Source organism: Flavobacterium zhairuonense (assembly GCF_004352915.1).
GTDB lineage: Bacteria > Bacteroidota > Bacteroidia > Flavobacteriales > Flavobacteriaceae > Flavobacterium > Flavobacterium zhairuonense.
On sequence record NZ_SJSY01000075.1, the window covers coordinates 181,170 to 205,807 of the forward strand.

The following is a 24,638-nucleotide window of genomic DNA, read 5'->3' on the forward strand; positions in this document are numbered from 1 at the left end:
AAAGGTGTTAATGTTGTTAATTACGTTTTTTGATTGATGATTGAAACTTTTATAATTGTGAATTATTAATTGTGAATTGTGAATTGTGAATTGAAAAACTGTAAACTGTGACTGAAAACTGACTACTAAATACCTGATCACTGACCACTACTAATAGAAAGTTCTTCAATGTCCTTGTAATCTGTATACGATGAAGTAACTACAGATTCGCCTTCTTTTAATCCTTCAAGAACTTCATAATACGAAGGGTTTTCTCTTCCTAGTTTTATATTTCTTCTTTCGGCTTTATTTCCTTTTACCACAAAAATCCATTTTCCTGCAGTTTCTTGATTGAAGCTTCCTTTTGGCAGAACCAATATTTTATTTCTTTCAGATAAAATTAGTTTTACTCCAAAACTAAGTCCGTCTTGCAACACAATATTTTCTTTTGATGTAAAAGCCAATTCTACTGTGAAATGTCCGTTTTTAACTTCCGGAATTACTTTGGTCACAATAACTTCAAGGTTTTCTCCTTTAAATTCTACTTGACCTTTTAAACCTTCGCGTACTTTCTCCAAATAAAATTCATCAACATCGGCAGCGAGTTTGTAACCGCGTTTTGAATCGATTTTCCCTATGCTTTGACCTGCCTGAAAATTTTGTCCTAAGACCGCTTCAAATGATGTCAATCGGCCAGATTCTGGAGCAGTGATCAAGAAATTCTTTTTATTGTTTCTCAAAATATCCAAACTTTTTTCCATTGTCTGAATCGAGCGGTTGATTTGAGAAATCTGAACTTGATTGGATTGTTTTTCTTTCTGAATACTTTGTTGAATCGTTCTTTTTCGTTCTTCCTGAAAACGCAGGCTTTCTTTAAAAGTGTTCCAGTCATTTTTCGAAATCACATCTTTATCATACAGTTTCGAATTCATGTCGTACAATCTTTTTGCATCATTATAATCGTGTTCAATCAAAACTAAATCTTTGTTCAAATTCAATTCTTGATTTCTGATGTTCAGTTTTCCGGTATTCAAATTATTGATTTGCTCAATAATTGCAGTTTCTTGAGTCAAGTAATTCAGCTCTGTATTTGGGTTGTATAAACGAGCAAGTGATTGTCCTTTGGTAACCATTGCGCCATTTTCAACAAAAATCTCTTTTACAGATCCTCCTTCTGTAACGTTTACAAGCATCACGTTCAAAGGTTCGACTTTTGCTTGAAAAACCACAAAATCTTCAAAAAAAGCTTTTTCAACTTTTTGAACTGAAATTTCTTCGGCTTTTACATTCAAGCTTCTTTTGGTATTAAAAGAAAAAAAGATGATTGCGCCCAAGGCTAAAAAAACTCCAATTGCTATTGTGAGATATCTAAATTTTCTATTTTTACGAGGAATTACCTTGTCCATTTTTTTAATATTTTACTGATAATCAATAGGTAAATACTGTGCCATAAAATTTATTATTTGTAAAGTATTGATTTTAAAGAAGCTTTAAAAACCACTTAAAAAAAGTAGTGTTCGATAATGAACAGTTGACCGTTCAAAATCGGACAAAAAAATCAACATGAGAAAAAAACAAGCTCAAATATTAATTGTTGACGATCAGGAAGAAATTCTTTTTTCGGCAAAAATGATTCTGAAAAAATATTTTGAAACCATTTTTACCACCAGCAGTCCGAAGCAAATTATTTCAATTTTGAATGAAAATGAAATAAATGTGGTTTTGCTCGATATGAATTACCGAATTGGTTTTGAAGATGGGCGCGAAGGAATTCATTGGCTAAAAGAAATCAAAACACTTTCTCCCAATACCATTGTGATTTTAATGACAGCTTTTGGGAAAATCGATACCGCAGTCGAAGGGATTAAAATGGGTGCTTTTGATTATGTTTTGAAACCTTGGAATAACGAAAAATTGCTCGAAATAATTGATAAGGCTGTCGCCGAAAGCCGAAAAAATAGTAAAAAGCCAATTGTTGAAAAAGTTGAAAAAAGATATTTTGTTGGAACTTCTCAAAAAATAAAACAAGCGTATTCAATTGCCGAAAGAGTGGCAAAAACCGATGCTAATGTTTTGATTTTAGGCGAAAATGGAACCGGAAAATATGTTTTTGCTGAGTTTATTCATCAAAATTCAGAAAGAAAAAACGAGCCTTTTGTGCATGTTGATTTAGGTTCTTTGAGCGATAATTTATTCGAAAGTGAACTTTTTGGATACGTAAAAGGCGCGTTTACCGATGCTAAAACCGATACTCCAGGACGATTTGAAAATGCACAAAACGGAACTATTTTCTTGGATGAAATAGGTAATATTCCGCTTCATTTACAATCGAAATTATTGCACGTTTTACAGACAAAGACAGTGACACGTTTGGGCGAAAGCAAAGCAAGACCTTTGAATGTTCGAATTATTTCGGCAACTAATAATGATATTAAAACCGAAGTAAAGAATAAAGCTTTTCGTGAAGATTTGTTGTACCGAATTAATACGATGGAAATTAATTTGCCTCCCTTACGCGAACGAAAAGAAGACATTGTTCCGATGGCAAATTTTGTTTTGGAGCAAATTGCCGAAAAATACAATCATAGTCCCGAAACTTCGGGATGGCGTTTTGAAGAAAATGCGGCACCATATTTAGAAAAATATCCGTGGAAAGGAAATGTTCGGGAAATGGAAAACAAGATTGAACGCGCCTTGATTTTGGCTGATAATAACACGATTTCTGTTCATGATCTGGATATTTTAGATTTTGAAGAAATTCACGAAAACGATGAAAACCCATTATCTGAATTGGAAAAAACAGCGATCGAAAAAGCACTTTTTAAACATCATGGAAATATCTCAAAAACTGCTGAAGAATTAGGGTTGTCAAGAGCGGCCTTGTATAGAAGAATTGAGAAATACGATCTAAAAAATTAAGGTAAAAGCATTAATTTAACCGCAAAGCACGAAAAGTAATTTTTTGTAGTGTTTGTAATTGCTTTATTAAGTTCGCAAAGCTATATGTAGCGTTCCTTGCGTAAAATTCTTGCGACCTTTGCGGTTAGATTTTCACCAGCATAAAAAAAATAAATACAATGAAAAACTGGAAATTTTATAACGCTTTGTTTGTGAGAGTTTTGTTTGTGATGATTCTCTTTTTCTTCTGCGTTTTTCTGATTTATAAAATGTTTTATTATAACGCAATTTTGGTTGGCGTTTTTGTTTTTATAATGCTGGCCGAAATGTATTTCTATGTCAAAAATCAATTGCAGTTTTATGATAGAACGTTGCTTTCGATCTTGAAAAATGATTTCACAACGAATTTTCCCGAAGAGAATAGAAAAGACAATTTTGAGAGTTTGTATCTTTTGTATGAAACATTGAAAGTGCAACAACAAGAACAAACATCAAAAGAATTGATTTATCGTTCACTTTTGAATAATATTGACAGCGCCGCTTTGATTTTGGAAAAAGAAAACGACGACTGGAATATTTTTTTGATGAACGATTGTTTTTCGGATATGTTCAAAGTGCCAAAAGTGAGCCATTGGAAATACCTTAAAAATTATCTTCCCGCGCTTTGTTTAGAAATTGAGAAAACAGAATTCAGTGAATTAAAATCGGCAATTTCGATAAAAATTGAAGAACAGGATTTGCAGACTTTTATGCTTCAAACTTCAAGAACTCAAAGTTATAACAAAGAATATTTTATCATTTTATTAGATAGTATTCAGCGCGTTATAGAGAAAAAAGAGAAAGAAGCTTGGATCAATTTGATGAAAATTATTTCGCATGAATTGATGAATTCCTTAACGCCAATTCGTGCGCTTTCGCAGAATTTACTTCACATTGTCGATCAGGAAAAACTAGAAGAAGATGATTTTGATGATATAAAAAGCAGTATTTCTACGATTATAAATCGAAGCGATCATTTGCAGGTTTTTGTCGAAAATTACCGCAAATTGGCCATGTTGCCAACGCCAACAAAAGTAATGACACCAATAAAAGAACTTTTTGACGATTGTCTTAAAGTGATGAGTCCGATTTTGAAATCTGAAAATATCGAATTGATTAATGATATTCATAGTTCGCGTTCTATTTTGATCGATAAAAACCAAATGGAACAAGTAATTATTAATTTGATTACTAACAGTATTTATGCATTAAAAGAGAAGACAGAGAAGAAAATGTTTGTCTCAAGTTATACAGAAAACAACCGTTTTTTCATCTCCATTTCTGATAATGGAAAAGGGATTCCTTCTGAAATTCAAGACAAGGTTTTTCTTCCATTTTTCACCACCAGAAAAGATGGCGCCGGAATTGGCCTAACACTTTCTAAAAACATAATCGAAGCACACGGCGGTTACTTAAGCTATCAAACCGATGAAGATAAAACAAGTTTTGTGATTTGCTTGATTTAAAAAAATGAAACATATAAGTTATATAAGTTCATTTTATGCTTTATCAAAAATGAAAGTCAAAAGTATTGCACGCATTTTTGTCATCCCGAGGAAGGAGGGATCACACGCGAGACTCGACAAAGATTGTCTATTCACGTTACGGAGTTTCTAGTGTGATCCCTCCCTCCTCGGGATGACAAGATTGTGTTTGTTTTGTTGTATAAAGAAAACTTTAAAGAAGAAGCTTTGCGAGATTAAAAGAACAAAGTAAGAATGGACTTATATCACTTATATGGTGGAAATTTCAGGTTGCCAAAAGTGTTTTTCGAAGTCAACGATTTGATTATCTATAACTTTAACGCCTTCGTTTTCTAAAAGTTGCTGCATTAAATTGGTTCCGTCAAAATGATGTTTGCCGGTCAAAAGACCTTTTCGGTTAACGACTCTGTGCGCGGGAACATCATCCATGTTATGACAGGCATTCATTGCCCATCCAACCATTCGGGCAGAGCGTGCGGTTCCTAAAGCTTTTGCAATTGCGCCATAAGAAGTCACTTTCCCAAACGGAATTTGTCTGGCAACTGCATAAACTCTTTCAAAAAAATTTTCCTCAGCCATAGGTTTTGCCACAGATTATAAGATTAAAATGATTTTAAAAAAAAATGGTTTCACGCAGATTCAGCAGATTTTAGCAGATTAAAATTAAATAAAAAATCCATTTAGATCGGCTAAAATCTGGTGAATCTGCGTGAAATATTACAAGTAATTTTTTTATCCGAAATAATAATTCAGAATATTGAAAAGTGTTGCAACAGCGACTAATCCGGTAATACTTCCGATAATCGTATTCATGTTGCGCATAAAGTAATCGGTTTTCTTTTCTATTCTTCCGAAGAAAGCAATATAGCTGTATAAAATTCCAAAAGCACCAAGGACTGAGCCTAATACAAAAGTCAAAATAATTGTGTTTTCGAATACAAAAAGATTGTACGAAGCTAATGTAACACTTACAACAACGTAATACGGAATTGGGAAAAAATTCAATCCAGAAAGGAGCATTCCAAGAAAGAAACGGCTTTTTTTGCTGCTCTTTTTGATTTTCGTTTTTTTCTTTGCTACAGGGTCTTTTGCAAAAAATAAAAAGTAAATGGTTAAGATCGAAAAAATGACAAAACCAACTTCGCGTAAAAGCGTTACAACATCTGGACGATTATCTATAACACGAGCAAATAATACAGCAACAAAAGCTTGGAAAAAAATAACAAAAACAGCACCGATTACAAATGACAAAGCATTCTTTTTTCCCTCTTTCATTTTTATTTTGGCTGCGGTCATATTGAGCAATCCCGGAGGAATAGTCCCAATTGCAGCGGCAATAAAACCTGAAAGTAATGGTGTAAGGTAAGTCATTTAGTAATTAAAATCGGTTAAAATAAAGGTTTCAAAATCAAGGTTAGTCCTTAATTTTGAAACGAATATACGTAATTGCCTTGTTAATTTCTAAATATTGTTTTTCGTAAAATGTCTGAATTGAAGTTACGACTTCTGGACTTCCTTCGTTTTTGTAAACATTATGGTTGGCATAAAGTACTTCATGTCCTTCGCCATGAAGCAATCCAAGCGTATACCCGTGCATAAATTCGCTGTCGGTTTTTAAGTTTACGACACCGTCTTTTTTCAGGATTTTTTTGTATAATTTCAAGAACTCAGAATTCGTCATTCTGTGTTTTGTTCTCTTGTATTTGATTTGTGGATCTGGAAAAGTAATCCAGATTTCATCTACTTCGCCTTCAGCAAAAATATGATTGATCAATTCGATTTGAGTACGAACGAAAGCAACATTATGAAGTCCGTTTTCAACAGCAGTTTTAGCGCCTCTCCAGAAACGAGCGCCTTTAATATCAATTCCGATAAAATTTTTGTTAGGATATTTTTCAGCTAGTCCAACAGAATATTCACCTTTTCCACATCCTAATTCTAAAACTAATGGATTATCATTTTTAAAGAAATCAGAATTCCATTTTCCTTTCAAAGGCATTAAATCGCCTACAACTTCCTCTCTGGTTGGTTGAAAAACATTTTGAAATGTTTCGTTTTCTCTGAATCTCTTAAGTTTATTTTTACTTCCCACTTTTACAAAAATTTTCCGCAAAATTAAGGAATATAAACGAATGAAATGCTGTAAGTAGGTTTAAATGTTTTTCGCTACAGATTTGCTTCGCCTTTTCGCTATCGCTCGGGTCACAGATTAAAAAGATTTTTTTAAAGCATATTTATATAGTCCCTACGGGACAAGATCAAGATAGTGCATTATTTGTTTTTACCAATGTTTAATCTTTACGAGATTTATCTGAGTTAAGAAGTATTTTTATAGTTATTCCGTTAGGAATAAAATATCGGTAGAAAACAATGTATATAAATAAAAAATGTCCCGTAGGGACTATATGTTTAAAATGTTTCCGCCACAAATTCACGAATTTTATTTTAAAAATAATTCGTGAATTCGTGGCGGAAAAAAAAATATTTTTAACCGTAATGCGGTTCTGTAATTGGTTTTGATTTTGGATCTAAAGTTTCATCATGCTGTGATAAATCCAGACCAATATGTTCTGATTCTTCTGAAACTCTTAGCGGAATAATAAAGTTGGTTACTTTAAACAAGAAATAAGCTCCGAAGAAAGTGAAAATTGAAACTAACACTAATGCCATCATGTGATGTCCGAAAACATTCCATCCGCCGTGAAGTAAACTTGCGTCTTCGCCGTGAGCAAAAATCGCAGTTAAAATCATTCCCATAATTCCTCCAACACCGTGACAAGCGAAAACGTCAAGCGTATCGTCGAATTTTTTTGAGTATTTGCAGTTTACAGCAGTGTTAGAAACCAAAGCTGTTACAAATCCGAAAAACATACTTTCTGGAACAGACACAAATCCGGCAGCAGGCGTAATAGCAACAAGGCCAACTACTGCTCCAATACAAGCGCCAAGTGCCGAAACTTTTCTTCCGTTCATTCGGTCAAAGAAAATCCAAGTCAACATTGCGGCAGCAGATGAAGTTGTGGTGGTCGCAAAAGCCATAGCGGCAGTTCCGTTGGCAGCAAGCGCAGATCCAGCGTTGAAACCAAACCACCCAAACCAAAGCATTCCAGTTCCTAATAATACAAATGGAATGTTTGTTGGAATATGCTGGTTGTTTTTTCTTTTTCCTAAAACAATAACTCCGGCCAAAGCTGCGAAACCAGAACTCATATGAACTACAGTTCCTCCAGCAAAATCTTTAACACCAAAATAACTTCCTAAAACTCCAGTTGGATACCAAACGGCGTGACATAAAGGAGCGTATATAAAAACGGTAAATAAGCTGATGAAAATCAAATAAGAGATAAAACGAACACGCTCAGCAAATGAACCTGTGATAATTGCCGGCGCAATAATGGCAAATTTCATTTGAAACAAAGCAAAAAGCATAAACGGAATCGTGCTGGCCAATTGTTTATGAGGCAAAACGCCTACATAATCCATAAATGCAAAAGTGGTTGGGTTTCCGAAGAAACTATAAAAATGATCGCCAGAACCAAAACCGACCGGTTCTCCAAAAGCCAAACTAAAAGCAACCACAACCCATAAAAGTGTCACAACGCCTAGACAAATAAAACTTTGAAGCATGGTTGAAATCACATTTTTCTTGCCGACCATTCCGCCGTAAAAGAAAGATAATCCAGGCGTCATGATTAAAACCAGACAAGAAGAAGTAAGCATCCAAGCAACATCGGCTGGAACGATGTGATCTGTTGTGCCAAATTCAGATAATACATAGCTGTTTTCAGTCATTGTTGGCCAAAATGCACCTGTGATGCAAACAATGCTTATCATAAGAAAGGAAATGATCCAGCGTTTTTCTATTTTCATTTTTCAAATACTTAATGGAACCCTATTTTTTTTGGGGTCAAAGTTAAAAAAAATTAAATATTTTGATTTAGAGGGCTGTTAAAATAGTGGTACGATATTTATTTTAGCTGATTTTGTAATTTATGGATTGGTTTTTTGAGAGTATTTGATTTTCGACTTCTAAATTTACGCTAATATTGTCAATTTTGCTATAATTATTTTGATAATATGTTTTGTAAAGCCTTCTAAAAGTTAGGATTATAAGAATAAAACTGAAAAATGTTTATTTTTTTTGAAGCTTCGCAATCAAAGCATCTTCAATAGGCGCTTTTATTTTAGTTACAGCATCGACTTCATCATTCGGAATCGTCATGGACAGCACATAATGTTGGATTTTCCATTCTTTTCCAATTTTAACCAAAACGCCAGAACCACGACAAATTTTCATTTGCGTATTCAGTAATTCATCAAACCAAGCGATAGTTCCTGTTTTGTCAAAAAATATGTGACGTTCTAAAGCGGTAAAATTCCAAGTTTTTCCTTTATCGAAATGTGGTTTTGCCCAGATTTTGAAATCCTTTTTGGTCCAATTTTCGGTAGCGTCTGTCCCAATGAAAATTGCATCGTCAGCCATTAGAGCAAAATAGGGTTCAAATTTGACATCGGCGGCAGCTTTGTGCCAAGTATCTAAAGTTTGATTGATTTTGTCTTTGTCGGTTTGAGCATTTGCAAAAGAAGCAACGAATAAAAGGAGTAGAATAGTTTTTTTCATGATTAATAGTATTTGACTTTAAAGGTAAGAATGATTTTGAACAAGTGTAAAATCTGTGTGAAAAAACTTTGGATTTTTTGTCTTTGCAAATTCAAAAGTCAAAGTAATTTACGGCAAAACTTAAATTGTCTTACATTACTTATATGGTTTAAAATTTTTATATTTGAGAGCTTTAAAAATACCACATTATGAATCCGAAAATCTTTATAAGTTCGCTGGCTCTTTCGTCTTTGCTTTTTATTTCTTGTAAAAAGGAATTAGAGCCTCAAGAAAACACGGCAACATCAGAATTGGTTCGATTAGGACTTGCAAAAGATACTGCAAAAACCGCAACAACAACACCAGTTGTACAAACTCAAACAGCAAACCCAAATACAGTTTTAGGAGAAACAAAAGGATTAAATCCTGCTCATGGACAGCCAGGGCATCGTTGTGATATTGCCGTTGGTGCGCCATTGAATTCTGCGCCGCCACAACAAGGCCAAGTTGTAGCGCAACCGCAAATGGTTCAGGTAAATCCGAATCAGAAGAATGTGGTAACTACAACAACTGCTCCTGTAAAAGTAGCAAAAGGAATGAATCCACCACACGGACAGCCAAATCATAGATGTGATATTCCTGTTGGAGCGCCATTAAACTCACCAGTAGCAAAACCTGCTGCAACAAATACAGCGCAAAGCGGAACGGCTTCACAATCGTTTACCGTAACGCCACCAGCAAATAATCCAACTCCGGCTTTATTAAGCACAGAAACAACACAAACAGTTGCCGAAGGAATGAACCCGCCACACGGACAAGCAGGACATAGATGCGATATTGCAGTTGGAGCTCCTTTGCCGAAATCTTAAAAAAGTAACAAAGGTGCAAAGCGACAAAGGTTCAAAGTTTTCCCCCTTTGTTACTTTGCACCTTTGTGCCTTTGTCACTTTTTATATATTTTGAGATTTAAAAAGCTTTTTGTTTTTCGAAGGTTGTTGTTAGTGATTTTTTGATTTTGCTTAAAGCACCGCTAAAAGCTTTTTCTAATGTTTCGGCGTGTTCTGTAACAGTAATAGGTTGTAATTTTTGCGGACGTACTTCGATTAAGCATTTTTTGTCGTGCAAACCAAATTTTTCTCCATTTTCATCCCCAAAGTGAACTTCAATGCGGGTAATTTTGTCTTCAAAACGGGTTAAACCTTTTTCTAATTCTGCAGAAAAGTAGCTTTCTAATCTCGCGTGTCCCTCAATGTTTTTGTCGGTGTTGATTTGAATCTTCATAATGGTTTAAATTTTATGATTGTCTCTCAAAGCTATCTTTTTTGACCGAAAAAGACAAGAGAGTTAAGGAAAGATTATGAAAATTTTGTTTAGTTTTTTATTATTCCCAAGAAGGCGGAATCTTTGCTAATTGTTTTGTCCTTAAATTAACTACATTCAGAATTTCGACCATACAAGAACCTAGATTTTTCTTGATATCATTGCTCCAAAAACGTAAAACTTTCCAGTTTTGAGATTCTAAATATGCATTAACTTCGAGATCTCGTTGCATATTTCGCTCGATTTTTTTGACCCAATATTCTGAATTGGTTTTTGGTTTTTTCTTGGTTTCCCAATCTTTACCGTGAAAGAATTCGCCGTCCACAAAAATGGCAATTTTTAAAGAAGTAAAAGTCAAATCTGGACAACCAAAAACTTTCTTGTTGTTTTTCCGATATCTCAAACCTATATGCCATAACGCTTTAGCCAAACGAACTTCATCTTTGGTATTCGTGCCACGAATCATGCTCATGACTTTGGAACGTTGTTCTGGCGTAAAACAGTCCATGGAAATTTAATTATTAAAGGTTTGAAATTTAATAATTAGTGGTATTTAATTGGTAATAGGTTGATCACGCTAAGATTGCATGATTTCAACAAAGTTAAGGTTTTATTTCTCTTTCTCCTTCTTCCCCCTCTTAATCTTCATCTTCCCATTATCATCATAAGCCACTAAACGCAGAATAATCCCTTTTTCACGCACTGCATCACGTTCCGCTTTAGTCGCAAGTTTGGCATCGTTTTTAGAATTTCGGAGTGGAATTGTCAGGGCTAGATTTGTGCCTCGGCCAAAAGAATAAACGCCTTTTGCATCCATATTTAAAACGCTTGAGCTTATTGTCAATTTATTAATATCGACCATTTCACCACGCAGTTTAAAATCACCGGACAAATCACTGAACGTAATATTCTCGACATCGCGAAACGGAAAAGCATATTTTCCCACTTTCATAATAGGTTCAAAGTTGACTAAAGCGCCTTGTGTAACAGTGAAATTTAAACTTCCGTGAGTAGAATTGGTAATTAATTCGCCATTGCTGTTCATTAAACCCGTAACATTTGCGTTGCTGGTTAATTTTCCATGAATGTTATTGGGAGAAAAAGATTTGATTCCGAAATTGTTGAACGATCTTAAAAAACTTGCAATATCAACTCGGTTTACTTGAGCATTTGAACCAAAAGCGAAATTTTTCCCGCTAGGCGAGATTTCTGCATTAAAAGCGATATTACCTCCTGAAGTCTGCAGAAAACCGTTTTTAATAACAAGTTTTGAATTCAGCATCTGAACTGTTGCCGTTGTATTGGTCGCAGTCAATTTATTGTAATTCATTTTATCTGCTTTAATATCGATTACGACGGAACATTTCTCAATTACATCTCGCAAATGACTCGAAATAGTAGGTTTTCTGTTTTTCATATTCGATTTCCTTTTTTGGGAAGTGGCTAAAACGCCCAAAAATTGTTTGATGTCTAAATTTGGGCAATAAATTTTCCAGTTTACAACCATGCTTTCAGGCGCATCATAATACAAGTTCAGGAAATTGTCGATTTTGCCTTCCATGAAAATGGTATTTTTTTTATGCTTGTAGGCAATTTTTTTGATCAAGAGCGCTTGTTGAGTAAACTCCAGCTGTACGCTGACTTTTTCGGCATGAACATTCTTCGGGATAAAATGAAATGATGTATTCGTGATGTTTACATTTCCCAAAAACTTGGGTTTATTAATGTACAAATCAACAATGTCAAACTGAAAATTCAAGTTGGCTGTTGCGTGTCCTTCTGTAAACTGAATCCATTTGTCGTTGCTGATTTCGTTGAGCTTATCGACGTCAAAATCAGAACTTACGGTTCCTGTGGCAATTGGTTTTTCGAGATTATTGATCGACAATTGCGGAATCCTCAAAGGGATATTTTGATAAGTTGCCGAAAATCGGGTCAAAATTACGGCCGAATTGGCATCGGTAAAACCTTCTTTCGGTTTGAAATTATTGGTAAAAATCCCTTTGAAAGTGCAATCATTCAGCTGTCCGTCGGGAATGCTTAATTCGTTGTCTTTAATAATGGCCTGAACGACAATTTTTGGATCGCCTTCGGCATTCAAATCGCCTTTTATATCGCAATTTACATCAATTGGCTTTTTTAAATTAAACCGATTCAGTTTTGAGCTGATGTTTCCCGACAATAAATTAGAGGCATTTTGCCATAAAATGGTTGTTCCGATGTTGATTCCGAACAAAGAATTGCTTTTTCCAATATTGAAAAAAGCAACAATATCAAAAGAATCAGTTCCAATTTTTAAGCCGTCCGTTTTAACGTCGATTTTTTGTTTGTCCGAAGCATAAGCAACATGTAATGTTCCTTTAAGCTGTTTTTGTTTGGCAAAACTTCCGTGAATGGTATTGAAAGCAAGACTGTTGATTTGGGTGTCCAGAAAAAGATCGGTCTCCCAATTGTCTTCGTCGTAATTTACTTTTGATTTTAAGCTCGCCACTTCAAAATCAAATAATTTATGACCAACATGGTTGTCAATCGTAAAACGAACATTGTTGAGATCAATCTGGTCGATTGTGGTTTCGGGCTTCTCCTTATTTTCGGGTGTTTTTTTCTTCTTTGGTTTAAAAATATTAGAGTTCGAATATCCGTCAGGCGCTTTGTAAATATAAATTTGAGCGTCGTTAATGAGGATTTTATGAATATTGATTTCTTTTTGAAGCAAACTCACGACATTCAAGCGTACTTCTATTTCTTTAGCTTTGAGTAAAGTATGTTTGTGTGTATTCCATTTGTTGTCTTTTAGTTCAACATCTTTTAAAGCCAGAGTAAAATTGGGAAAACCAGCTAGGAATTTATATTGAAAATCGCCAATATGAAATTTTCCATTAATATTATCGTTGATTTTGGTATTTACTTTGGCTATTATTTCGGCTTTATTTCGATTGAAATAGATCGACAAACCTCCGCAAGCAATCAGCAAGAGCGCTATTAATCCTAAAATAAAAAACCCAAAACGTTTGGCATATTTTTTAAAACCAGCCGATTGGAAAAAGACTTTTATGCGATGTAAAGTTTCTTTCATTTGGAAAATTTTAATAGTTGATTAAAGATACTACAAAAAAGAATCATATTTAATAAATTGATTTTCAAATTACTGCAATGTTAAATTTGCGATATCAAACCTAAATTTATGATATAATTATTTACAATACTTTTATAATCAAAACTAATTTACGAATGGTGTTTGATTAGTTTTTAATTTTTAACTTTGTACCTCAGTTTAGGAAATAACAAAAAACGAGTCTCTCGGGACTAAAGCTGAAATAACATTTAAAGATAAATTATTATGGCATTAGCAATAACAGATGCTACTTTTGATGAAGTAGTTTTAAAGTCAGATAAACCAGTAATGGTAGATTTTTGGGCAGCATGGTGTGGTCCTTGTAGAATGGTTGGTCCAATCATTGACCAATTAAGCGAAGAATATGCTGGTAAAGTAGTTGTTGGTAAAGTAGATGTAGATGCTAACCAAGAATTCGCTGCAAAATATGGTGTGCGTAACATACCAACCGTTTTGGTGTTTCAAAATGGTGAAGTAGTAGGAAAACAAGTAGGAGTAGCTCCGAAACAAGCCTACGCAGATAGCTTAGACGCTTTGTTGTAATCGTAAGATTATGATTTATATAAAAGAGGTTTGACGAAAGTCAAACCTTTTTTATTTGCTCTTTTTTTGCCACTCCCGATGGTTATCGGGATATACAGATTAAAAGGATTTGTTTCACGCAGATTTAGCAGATTTCAGCAAATTTAATTTTGATATAGCTATAAATAAATCTGCGCTCATCTGCTTAAATCTTTTAAAATCTGCGTGAAAAATTTTAACCTTTAGATTTGCTTAGACAATTGTCTATCAAAACCGATCCTTTTTTTTATTTTTAACGAATCTTATATTCCTTTAAAAATGAAAATTCTTCACAGCCTTTTTGCTTTTCTAACAATCACTACAATTGGTTTTTCGCAATCAAAACTAAATGAAAAAGATTTAACCCAAAATGGTGTTTCAGAGCAATTAGCTCAATTTCGTAAAAAACAGATTTCTGATGTTCAATACCAATTGTCTTTTGAAATTCCGAATCAGAAAAACGAAGATATTAATTCGAGTTTAACGGTAAATTTGAATTTATCAGACGTAAGTAAACCGCTTGTTTTGGATTTTAAAGAGAAAACTCAAAACATAAAATCAGTTTCGGCAAACGGGAAAAATGTTTCAATCATTCATGAAAACGGACATATTGTTGTTCCTGTTGAAAATTTAATTTCAGGGAAAAACGCCATTTCAATATCCTTTATCGCCGGAAATTTATCTTTAAACCGTAATGATGATTTTCTATACACTTTATTAGTTCCAGATCGTGCGAGTACTTTGTTTCCGTGTTTTGATCAGCCCGATTTAAAAGCGACTTACAAATTGAGTCTTTCTGTGCCAAAAGATTGGGCAGTTTTGGCTGGAGCCGATGTAAAAGAGAAAGTCGAAAAAGGAGATTTTACTTCGTACACTTTCGGAGAATCGGATAAAATGAGCACGTATTTGTTTTCATTTGTGGCTGGGAAATTCAATAGCGTTACACAGAAACCAGGTTTAGAAATGACATTTTTATATCGTGAAAATAATCCTGAAAAGATCAAAATAAGTACCGATACCATTTTCAATCTGCATCAGCAATCATTAGATTTTTTAGAAAAATATACCAATTATAAATTCCCTTTTCAGAAGTTGGATTTCGCTTCAATTCCGGTTTTTCAATATGGCGGAATGGAGCATGTTGGAGCAATTCAATACAGAGAATCGACTTTGTTTTTGGACAACAGCGCAACCGACAGTGAAAAATTAAACCGTGCAAAATTAATCGCACACGAAACCTCACACATGTGGTTTGGAGATTTGGTAACGATGAAATGGTTTGATGATGTTTGGATGAAAGAGGTTTTTGCCAACTTCATGGCTGACAAAATCATGAACCCGATTTTCCCGAAAATCAATCATAATCTACAGTTTTTTAGTACGCATTATGCCAGCGCTTACGCGGAAGACCGCTCTTTAGGAACACATCCGATAAGACAACATTTGGCGAATTTAAAAGATGCCGGTTCGCTTTACGGCGCAATGATTTACAATAAAGCACCGATTATGATGCGTCAATTAGAAGCTTCGATGGGAAAGGAAGCTTTTCAGAAAGGAATCCAAAAATACATTCAGAAATATGCCAACGACAATGCTGATTGGAATAATTTGGTAGAAATTCTGGATGCCGAAACGCCTTTAGACATGAAAAAATGGAGTGAAGTTTGGGTAAACAAATCTGGAAGAGCAATTTTTTCAGATAAAATCGAATACGATGCTAAAAACCGAATCAAAAATTTTGAAATTACACAGCAAGCAGAAGACAAATCAGATAATATCTGGCCTCAGATTTTTCAGATTGGATTAATTTATGCTGATAACGTAAAGATTTTAACGGTCAATATTACAGACAAAAATTTGGTTTTAAAAGAAGCAATCGGGCTTAAAAAACCGCTTCAGGTAGTTTACAACTATAATGGTTTTGGATACGGTGTTTTTCCGCTTGACGAGAATAATTTAAGTGACATTACGACGCTGAAAGATGAAGTTGCAAGAGCATCTAGTTACAGCAATCTTTATGAAAATATGCTTATTGGAAATGTTTCTCCAGAAGAGGCCTATGCATATTGTTTTAAAGGGATTCGAGAGGAAGAGAATGAATTGGTTTTGCGAATTGTGTCAAATAATCTGAATGCAATTTATTGGAAATTTTTGACAGCAAAACAGCAGAGCGAATCTCAAAAATTACTTACTTATGCTTTGTTCGTGCGCTTGAATACTGTTTTACCAGCAAATATTAAAAAGACATTATTTAATTTGTTCAGCTCAATTGCATATTCAGATTCTGGAAAACAGCAATTGTATAAAATTTGGAATAAAGAAATTGTGATTCCAGGCTTGAAATTAAACGAAGACGATTTTACCAATATGGCAATGAGTCTGGCAATTTTCAAACATGAAAAAGCCCATGAAATCTTAGAAAAAACTAGAACGACAATCACAAATCCAGACAAGAAGAAGCGATTTGAATTTTTGCTTCCGTCCTTATCAAAAGACGAATCCGTTCGAAATGCATTTATAGAATCGTTAAAAGACGATGCCAATCGTGAAAAAGAAGCGTGGGTTTCTGTTGGTTTGGCTAATGTAAATCATCCGCTTCGTCAAGAAAGTGCTCAAAAATATATTAGATTTTCACTAGATTTGGTAGATGAAATCCAGCGAACGGGAGATATTTTCTTTCCGAAAGATTGGTTGGATAATACAGTTGGAAGATATTCTTCGAAATATGCTTTTGATGAAGTACAGCGATTCTTAAAAGAAAACCCTAATTTTAGTCCGATCTTGAAACGCAAGTTGTTTATGGCGACAGATTTGCTTTATAAAGCGCAAAATATTAAAAAAGAAACCGAATGAAAATTGAATCGGAAATAGAAAAAGTCTCGAGTTTTCAGCATCTTGAAATGCTGGCGAATCAGGTTGTGGAAGGTTTTATATCCGGAATGCACAAGAGTCCGTTTCATGGATTTTCGGCCGAATTTGCCGAGCACAAAGTCTATAACGCAGGAGAAAGCACCAAACATATCGACTGGAAATTGTTTGCCAAAACCGACCGTTTGTACACGAAACGTTTTGAGGAAGAAACCAATTTGCGCTGTCATTTGATTGTCGATAATTCGTCGTCGATGCATTATCCGGAATTGAAATCGAATCAGCCTTTTTATGAAAAGAAGATTGGTTTTGCCGTTTTGGCTTCGGCAGTTTTAATGAATATTTTAAAGAAACAGCGCGATGCCGTTGGTTTGAGCGTTTTCTCAGATAAATACGAATATTACGCCCCAGAAAAAGGAAGCGATCGTCATCACAGAATGCTTTTAAACAAACTGGAAGAATTATTAGTTCAGCCAAAAGTCAAAAAAACGACCGATACAATTACGTATCTGCATCAAATAGCAGAGAAAATGCATCGTCGTTCGATGATTATTTTGTTTACCGATATGTTTCAAACGGAAGATGAAGAGAATTTATTCAACGCTTTACAGCATTTAAAACATAATAAACACAAAGTGGTTTTGTTTCATGTGGTTGATAGTCAAACCGAAATGAAGTTTGATTTTGATAATGCACCAAGAAAATTTATCGACTTAGAATCGGGAGAAGAGGTTTCAATTTTTGCCGATAATGTAAAAGCAGCATATGAAAAAAGGGTAGAAGCCTATTTTAAAAACCTGGCTTTAACCTGTGCAAAGAACCAAATTAAGTATGTTTCGGTAAATGTAGGCGATAATTTTGAAAAAATATTGACTACTTATTTGGTTGAAAAACAAAACTTTGGATGATGATTAAAAAAAATATTTAATTTTTTTCACAAAAAGGCTTGCAGAAATGAAATTCTGTTATATCTTTGCAACCGCAATAACGCAGAGGTTTGGTAGTTCAGTTGGTTAGAATACATGCCTGTCACGCATGGGGTCGCGGGTTCGAGTCCCGTCCAGACCGCAATATTGGGAAAAGCCTTTCTATTAAGAAAGGCTTTTTTGCCCAAAAACGGTATCTAAGATTAGTTGTGTTGTTTTGCTACGACTTTGTAACTCGTAGCTGGTTTAGTAGTTAGACCAATGAAAAGCTTTCCACTTTTGTGGATGGCTTTTTTGATTTAAGACACTTTTGTATTTAACCGCAAAGAGCGCAAAGATTTACGCAAAGTCCGCAAAGTTTTTTTTAAGCTTTGCGGATTTTGCGTTTTGTATCCATTGTATTTAAACATAGCCCGTGGTTTCAACCATGGGCTATGTTTGTTTAGATGATAAATTATCTATATGAAAAACCTTTGTCAAAGTTCAAAACTTTGACAAAGGTTGCAAAGATTAACAAGCCTTGTAGTCTTAGCGTAAATCTTAGCGCGCTTTGCGGTTAAAAAGAAAGAAAATACTTCTTTTTTAAATTTATTATCAATTTTTAAAATATTGGAATTTAGTCAATTAAAAATTTCTTTTTTTTTATTTGAAAAAACGCTTGCAGAAACGAAATTCTGTTGTATTTTTGCACTCGCAATAACGCAGGGTTTGGTAGTTCAGTTGGTTAGAATACATGCCTGTCACGCATGGGGTCGCGGGTTCGAGTCCCGTCCAGACCGCCTAAGTTGTTTAAAATGCCTCTCATTATGAGAGGCATTTTTTTTTACCATTAAGTTTTGATTTATGTTTTACGTTTATATAATTTATTCTAAAACTTTTGATCTTTATTACAAAGGGTTTAGTGAAGATGTTGCTCAAAGATTATTATATCATAATGAAAATAGAAGCAGGTATACTTCAAATAAAGGGCCATGGGAGCTGGTTTATTCAAAAGCATTTGAAACTAAAAAAGAGGCTTTGGTTGAGGAATTGAGATTGAAAAAGCTAAATAGAAAATCAATAGAAGCTTTAATTTTCGATCAGAAATAAGAAAGGTAAACTGGTTAGAATACATGTCTGTCATCTCGTCTAGAGACGAGACGGGTTCGAGTCCTCTCGTTTTCAAGAACGAGACCAAGTTGTTTAAAATGCCTCTCATTATGAGAGGCATTTTTTTTTGATATATTTTGCGAGGTTTAACCGCAAAGAGCGCGAAGATTTTACGCAAAGTTCGCTAAGGATTTTTTCAGCAAGATTTATAAAAGTTCGCAAAGCTTTATCATAGCTTTGCGAACTTTGCGGTTAAACATTTTTTAGGTTCCAGTTTTGGAATTTATTTCTTTCCTATCTTTATATTATGGAACAATCAACATTCAAAGTAGACAAATATTATCTCCATAAAGTAGATGCCGATAAAAAAAGCATTTACTGTCATCATGATATAATGGGTGAATTGTTTGTTCCGTGGCATAAACACGATAAAGCGCAAATGCTATATGCCGAAGGCGATGTCGTTTTTGTGACAACAGAAACAAAATCATATTTTTTGCCTGCAAGACATTTTATTTGGATTCCGGCTGGATTGGAACACAGCATTGAGCCAAAATCGGAACATGTGATGATGCGAAATTTGTATTTTCCGATTGAAAAAGATGAAGATCAATTCTATAAAAGAGAAGGCATTTATCCAGTTAATAATTTGTTGCTCCAAATGATGATGTTTACCAATCAATGGAACGGAGATTTAAAAAAAGGCTCTCCGAGTTTTACAATTGCAAAAGCCATAAAAGCGATTCTTCCGCAGATATGTCATACCAATTTACCTCTAGAACTTCCTCAGCCTAAAGATAAACGATTGGGAAAAATTCTTCGATATATTGAAAATAATTTGGGTGAAACAATTCTCTTTGCTGATGTGGCGCATGAATTTGGCTTTAGCGAACGCTCTCTGTATCGCTTATTTCAGAAAGATCTCAAGATGTCTTTTATTCAATATTATACCATTCGAAGAATCCTCAAAGCAATCGAATTGTTATTAGAAAGAAAGCTTTCGGTAAAGGAGGTAGCTCAAGAAGTTGGTTATAATAGTGTTCCAACCTTTAGTAACACTTTTTTTAAGATTTTAGGCCAAAGACCTTCCGATTACTTAAATGGCGAGGAGATTTTAGAAAGAAAATAGTTTTTATTTCACGCAGATTTTAATAGATTTTAGCTGATTTTGCAGATTCTTTTTTATTCCATGTGTAAAAAAGTTCCTCTCGCAGTCCCGATAGCTATCGGGAGCAGATTTCAGAGATTTTTAAATGCTTTATAATCTGCACAATCTGACAAATCTGCGAGAGTAAAAAGACAAATCTGCGCGTATCTGCTAAAATGTATTAAAATCTGCGTGAAATATCACAATCAAAATCTATTTTGTAATAAATTGTTTTTCAATGTTTTAATATAACGTTTTCGGAAAACACGACTTTAACATTTGTCCGAAATGAATACGTTATTGACTTTTTAGAATCATCTGCCAAGAAAAAAATGAAGGAACTTTGCACCATAAAATATTTATGTATTCATGTTCCTTACAAATTTAAAAGAAGATTGTTTCCCCAGAAGCTTGTGGTTGTTAATAATTGTTTTGACATTCAGTAGTTTACAGGCGCAGGAAGTTCATACAGTTTCTTTACAAGAAGCGATGAAACTGGCGAAGGAGAACAACAAAAAAGTACTTAAATCTCAAATGGAGATTACGCTCGCTGAGCAAAACATCAAAGAAAGAAAAGAACTTAGGTTGCCAGACGTACAACTAAACGGAATGTACTCTAGAATTACCAACATTACAGAATTTAAAGGAGATGGTTTCTTGAGTGGAAAAGAAGTTACAAAAGCAATTCCCGAAATCTATGAGGTAAATTCAACTTTTAAAATGCCAATTTACGTTGGAAACAAGATCAACAACGCGATTAAAATTGCGAATCAAGAAAACGAAATTGCGAAAATAAAATCGGAAAAAACAGAAAATGATATTGAACTAGAAGTTGTTGCCAACTATCTGGCGATTTATAAAATGATGGAACTTCAAAAAATATTTGAAGAAAACATCAAAGAAGAAAAAAGCCGATTAAAAGAAGTGCAATCCCTCCAAAAACACGGAACGGTAACCAAAAATGAAGTTATTCGTGCCGAATTACAGCTCTCAGATCGTGAGTTGAACGCGCTTACAAACTCCAAAAACATTAAAATTGCGCTTCACGATCTGAAAACTTTAATTCAGATTCCGGAAAACGAGGAAATTGCAATTGATACCACTTCAAGTCTGGATGAAATGAACGGTTTAGATCCGTATGATTTTTATTTGAATAAAGCTTTTCAAAACGAAGAAATGCGAATGGCAAGTCAGGAATTAGACATTAGCAAAACTGAATTGAAATTGGTAAAAGGTAATTATTTGCCAACTGTAGATTTCTTCGGGAATTATGGTTTTTATTATCCAAACTACAAATTCTTTCCGCCAAATCCGTATTTGTACACTTTAGGTCAGGTAGGAATCGAGGCGCGTTTTGATCTTTCGGCTTTGTATAAAAACAAAACGAAAGTGGCAAAAGCGAGTACTAAAATCGATATGCAGAAAATGCAGACTGAAATTATAAAAGAAGAAATTCAGGATCAGCTTTACAAAGAACATACACAATATCAGGAAATCCTTGAAAAGTTTGTTGTTGTTGACAAAGCTTTGGATTTAGCTGAAGAAAACTACCGAATTGTAAAGCTGAAATACTTAAACCAATTGGTTTTAATTACCGAAATGGTTGATGCTGATAATGCTTTGCTTCAGGCGAAATACAACAAAATCTCCACTCGATTGGATGCTGTTTTGAAGCATTACCAAATGATGCATACGGCTGGGATAATGCCTCAGAGTTAGGAGTTAGAAGCAAGAGAAAAGAAGTAAGAGAATAGAGTAAAGGATATAGATTTTCAGTTCCAAAGGAACGATTCATATTGTAGCGCGGGATTTTAATCCTGGGGAAATAGATAAAAGAATAGAGAAAAAGATATGGTTAAGATAAAAAATGAAACTAGGAGAAACAAAACGTTTCATATCATAATAACAATAATCGCTTGCGTTTTGGTTGCGAGCGGAATTATTTTAGGAATTTGGTTTTATGTTTTCAACCGAAACCATGAAGAAACCAATGATGCTCAAGTTGAACAATACGTTACGCCAATTATGTCGAGAATTACAGGTTATGTGCAAGAGGTTCGTTTTGACGAAAATCAATTTGTGCACAAAGGAGATACTTTGGTAGTGATCGATAATAGAGAATATAAATCGAAATTGAATGTGGCTCTTGCCGATGTTCAAAATGCACAGCAAAATAGTGTTGTGGCTCAAAAAAACGCCATTAATACAGCGAGTGCAACAGCAATTAACGAATCGCAATTAGAGGCTGCAAAATCGAATCTTTGGAAAACCAAACTAGAATACGAAAGATATAAAGCTTTGGTGAGCGAAGAAGCTGCAACTTCTCAACAATTAGAAAAAGTAAAAGCAGATTACGAGTCGGCGCAAGCACATTTTTCGGAAATGAGAAACAGAATTCATTCGGCAACTTTAAGCACTTCTGTTGCTGAAGCGAATGTTCCGACAACGCAAACGAATATTGCTTCGAAACAAGCTGTTGCAGACAATGCGGCATTATTTCTTTCGTACACAGTAATTACAGCGCCTTATGACGGCTGGGTTGGAAAAAGAACTTTACAGCCAGGACAAATGGTAAAAGAAGGGCAATCTTTGCTTTCTATTGTAAGTAAAGAAAAATGGATTACAGCTAATTTTAAAGAAACTCAATTGCAATATTTAACGGTTGGCCAAGAAGTAGAAATCAAGGCTGATGCTATAAACGATAAAGTTTTTGTGGGAACAATTGCTTCATTATCGCCTGCAAGTGGTGCAAGATTCTCGTTGCTTCCTCCGGATAATGCAACCGGAAACTTCGTAAAAATCGAACAGAGAATTCCAGTTAGAATTCAGTTAAAAGAACAAGACAAACAAACCGATTTTTTAAGAGCAGGAATGAACATTACGGTTGTTGCTGCACACAAATAAAATGGAAGATAAAAGTATATTTAAATCATGGGTTCCAAGATGGGCGATCATTATTATTTTGTTCGTTTGTTTGCTGCACTCCATGATTTTATTGGGAGTTTATACGTCAAACGTAACGTATGCGGCGAGTTTTCTGGACATTGAGCCAGAAGATTTGCAGTTTGCAATGTGCGTTACGTACGGAACTCTACTGGCAACCATTTTGATAGAAGGTCGATTTTCGAGTTTTTTCCCTGCAAAAAATTACTTGATGGCCGTTTACTCCTTAATCGGAATTACGATTGTTTCATCAGCTTATATTACCAGTTTTCCGGTTTTTTTATTGATGAGAGTTGCCGAAGGAATCCTAATGGCACTTCCTGTAATCACGATCAGGCAATTGCTTATTGAGCAGTTCAATACAAAAAATGCCATTATTATTGGGTTTTCATTTTACTACGGCGCGCTGTTGTTGTCTACGCCTTTTATTATGAATATCGCTGTGTGGTTTCTCGATCATTACGACTGGAAATATATGTTGTATGTTTCGGGCGGACTACAGGTTTTAAACGTCTTTTTAATCTTAGTTACTTTCAGAGGGCACCGAATTACAAAGAAGATTCCGTTGTATCAAATTGATTGGATGAGTTATTTTTTGGTTTTAATTTCTATTCTTTGCGGTGCCTACTTTTTTGTCTATGCTGAGAAAAAATATTGGCTACAGTCTTCAGAAATGGTTTTAATCTTGATGATTTCGCTCATTACAGGCGGATTGTTCATTTTTAAAGAACGTTTGGTAAAAAGGCCAAGTTTTGATTTTGAAGTGATAAAATACGCTAATCTGCGAATAGGATTTTTATTGTTTTTCCTTTTCTATATCAGCAGAGCAACGTTGAGTCTTTGTCATTCGGCGATGTTTTCCATTTGGAACTGGGATCCATCGCGTGTGGCGGGCGTACAGTACATCAACGGATTAGGAAATGTAATCGGACTAGTTCTGGCGGCTTTTTTCCTGATGAAATCTGTTTCGACTAAAATAATTTTCATGATTGGTTTTACGCTCATTGCTATTTTCCATTTCTGGTTCACGTTTCTTTTTGTGCCAGATATTGCATTGAGTGATATTATCATTCCCTATATTTTGCAAGGAATCGGTGTGGGGTTTTTATTTGTTCCGCTCATCTTATTTACCACATCATCGGTTCCAGCAAATATGGCGGTTTCTTCGGGAATTGTTGGGGTTTCGGGACGTTTTTGGGGCAGTACAATTGGTTTCTGCGTAATGCAGAATGCAATGGTTTTCTTGAACAAAAAACACTTCTTGAAACTAAGCCAATTTGTAACAGGCGAAAATCCCGAAGCACAGCAAACTATTGCTTCAACAACGCAAAGTTTTATTGCCAAAGGATATTCGGCAGATAATGCAAATGTTCTAGCAATGAAAAAGGTTTTCAGTACAATTACAAAACAATCGACTTTATTGGCCGATATGGAAATTTATACGATTGTAGGTTATGGTTTGGTGGTTTTGATTATTCTAATTGCGTGCAATCAGCATTTGAGACAGACGATGACTTTGGTGAAAAGTAAGATTTGGATTGGATGATGAATTAATCTCGCAATCCCGATAGCCATCGGGAGCAGAGGCGCAAAGTTTTTGTATATGGCCACAGATTAATAAGATTTAAAGGATTTTATTTCACGCAGATTCTGCAGATTTTAGCAGATT

20 protein-coding genes and 2 tRNA genes are annotated in these 24,638 nt (G+C 34.7%); 13 read left to right on the forward strand and 9 right to left on the reverse strand.

Features of this window, described 5'->3' with window-relative positions:
- Nucleotides 1–137: 137 nt before the first annotated feature.
- A complete protein-coding gene (locus EYY60_RS17370) occupies nt 138–1,385 on the reverse strand; it encodes an efflux RND transporter periplasmic adaptor subunit (RefSeq protein WP_132990570.1) in 1,248 nt (415 codons plus the stop codon).
- Between the two features lie 157 nt (nt 1,386–1,542).
- On the opposite strand from EYY60_RS17370, the gene EYY60_RS17375 reads away from it, so the two are divergent.
- Both EYY60_RS17375 and EYY60_RS17380 read left to right on the forward strand, forming a co-directional pair.
- Complete coding sequence (locus tag EYY60_RS17375; RefSeq protein WP_132990571.1) at nt 1,543–2,898, forward strand: sigma-54-dependent transcriptional regulator; 1,356 nt, start codon at nt 1,543–1,545, stop codon at nt 2,896–2,898.
- 158 nt (nt 2,899–3,056) lie between these two features.
- Nucleotides 3,057–4,382, forward strand: a complete 1,326-nt coding sequence (locus tag EYY60_RS17380; RefSeq protein WP_132990572.1) for a sensor histidine kinase — start codon at nt 3,057–3,059, stop codon at nt 4,380–4,382.
- Nucleotides 4,383–4,649: 267 nt separating this feature from the next.
- On the opposite strand, the gene EYY60_RS17385 is transcribed toward EYY60_RS17380, so the two are convergent.
- The 5 genes from EYY60_RS17385 to EYY60_RS17405 form a co-directional block, all read right to left on the reverse strand.
- Nucleotides 4,650–4,979, reverse strand: a complete 330-nt coding sequence (locus EYY60_RS17385; protein ID WP_132990573.1) for an MGMT family protein — start codon at nt 4,977–4,979, stop codon at nt 4,650–4,652.
- A 153-nt stretch (nt 4,980–5,132) separates the two neighbouring features.
- Nucleotides 5,133–5,771 (reverse strand): LysE family transporter, encoded by a 639-nt coding sequence (locus EYY60_RS17390; protein ID WP_132990574.1) that lies wholly within the window; start codon nt 5,769–5,771, stop codon nt 5,133–5,135.
- Between the two features lie 43 nt (nt 5,772–5,814).
- On the reverse strand, nt 5,815–6,492 hold the full coding sequence (gene trmB / locus EYY60_RS17395) for a tRNA (guanosine(46)-N7)-methyltransferase TrmB (RefSeq protein WP_073408106.1): 678 nt from the start codon (nt 6,490–6,492) through the stop codon (nt 5,815–5,817).
- A gap of 395 nt (nt 6,493–6,887) precedes the next feature.
- The gene (locus EYY60_RS17400) at nt 6,888–8,270 is read right to left on the reverse strand and encodes an ammonium transporter (RefSeq protein WP_132990575.1); all 1,383 of its coding nucleotides are present in this window, start codon (nt 8,268–8,270) and stop codon (nt 6,888–6,890) included.
- 262 nt (nt 8,271–8,532) lie between these two features.
- Entirely contained in the window at nt 8,533–9,021 is a 489-nt protein-coding gene (locus EYY60_RS17405) for a nuclear transport factor 2 family protein (protein ID WP_132990576.1), read from the reverse strand.
- A 188-nt stretch (nt 9,022–9,209) separates the two neighbouring features.
- On the opposite strand from EYY60_RS17405, the gene EYY60_RS17410 reads away from it, so the two are divergent.
- On the forward strand, nt 9,210–9,869 hold the full coding sequence (locus tag EYY60_RS17410; protein ID WP_132990577.1) for a hypothetical protein: 660 nt from the start codon (nt 9,210–9,212) through the stop codon (nt 9,867–9,869).
- 97 nt (nt 9,870–9,966) lie between these two features.
- Here EYY60_RS17410 and EYY60_RS17415 read toward each other — a convergent pair whose 3' ends face one another.
- From EYY60_RS17415 to EYY60_RS17425, 3 genes are all read right to left on the reverse strand, one after another.
- Nucleotides 9,967–10,281, reverse strand: coding sequence for an HPF/RaiA family ribosome-associated protein (locus EYY60_RS17415; RefSeq protein WP_132990578.1), 315 nt, complete (start codon nt 10,279–10,281; stop codon nt 9,967–9,969).
- 100 nt (nt 10,282–10,381) lie between these two features.
- Entirely contained in the window at nt 10,382–10,828 is a 447-nt protein-coding gene (locus EYY60_RS17420) for a very short patch repair endonuclease (RefSeq protein WP_132990579.1), read from the reverse strand.
- Between the two features lie 102 nt (nt 10,829–10,930).
- Nucleotides 10,931–13,396, reverse strand: a complete 2,466-nt coding sequence (locus EYY60_RS17425) for an AsmA family protein (protein WP_132990580.1) — start codon at nt 13,394–13,396, stop codon at nt 10,931–10,933.
- Between the two features lie 264 nt (nt 13,397–13,660).
- Between EYY60_RS17425 and trxA the strand changes: the two genes are divergently transcribed.
- From trxA to EYY60_RS17475, 10 genes are all read left to right on the forward strand, one after another.
- A complete protein-coding gene (trxA, locus tag EYY60_RS17430) occupies nt 13,661–13,978 on the forward strand; it encodes a thioredoxin (protein WP_008466289.1) in 318 nt (105 codons plus the stop codon).
- A 297-nt stretch (nt 13,979–14,275) separates the two neighbouring features.
- Nucleotides 14,276–16,849: a M1 family metallopeptidase gene (locus EYY60_RS17435; protein WP_132990581.1), complete on the forward strand. Its 2,574-nt coding sequence runs from the start codon at nt 14,276–14,278 to the stop codon at nt 16,847–16,849.
- Entirely contained in the window at nt 16,846–17,772 is a 927-nt protein-coding gene (locus EYY60_RS17440; protein ID WP_132990582.1) for a DUF58 domain-containing protein, read from the forward strand. Before EYY60_RS17435 ends, EYY60_RS17440 begins: the two co-directional genes overlap by 4 nt.
- An 86-nt stretch (nt 17,773–17,858) precedes the next feature.
- Nucleotides 17,859–17,932 (forward strand) — tRNA-Asp (locus tag EYY60_RS17445).
- 563 nt (nt 17,933–18,495) lie between these two features.
- Nucleotides 18,496–18,569 (forward strand) — tRNA-Asp (locus EYY60_RS17450).
- Between the two features lie 64 nt (nt 18,570–18,633).
- Nucleotides 18,634–18,879, forward strand: coding sequence for a GIY-YIG nuclease family protein (locus EYY60_RS17455; RefSeq protein ID WP_132990583.1), 246 nt, complete (start codon nt 18,634–18,636; stop codon nt 18,877–18,879).
- 307 nt (nt 18,880–19,186) lie between these two features.
- Nucleotides 19,187–20,008: an AraC family transcriptional regulator gene (locus EYY60_RS17460; protein WP_132990584.1), complete on the forward strand. Its 822-nt coding sequence runs from the start codon at nt 19,187–19,189 to the stop codon at nt 20,006–20,008.
- Between the two features lie 435 nt (nt 20,009–20,443).
- Nucleotides 20,444–21,745: a TolC family protein gene (locus tag EYY60_RS17465; RefSeq protein WP_235832354.1), complete on the forward strand. Its 1,302-nt coding sequence runs from the start codon at nt 20,444–20,446 to the stop codon at nt 21,743–21,745.
- 132 nt (nt 21,746–21,877) lie between these two features.
- Nucleotides 21,878–22,930, forward strand: a complete 1,053-nt coding sequence (locus tag EYY60_RS17470; protein WP_132990586.1) for an HlyD family secretion protein — start codon at nt 21,878–21,880, stop codon at nt 22,928–22,930.
- Between the two features lies 1 nt (nt 22,931).
- On the forward strand, nt 22,932–24,515 hold the full coding sequence (locus tag EYY60_RS17475; RefSeq protein ID WP_132990587.1) for an MFS transporter: 1,584 nt from the start codon (nt 22,932–22,934) through the stop codon (nt 24,513–24,515).
- Nucleotides 24,516–24,638 lie beyond the last annotated feature (123 nt).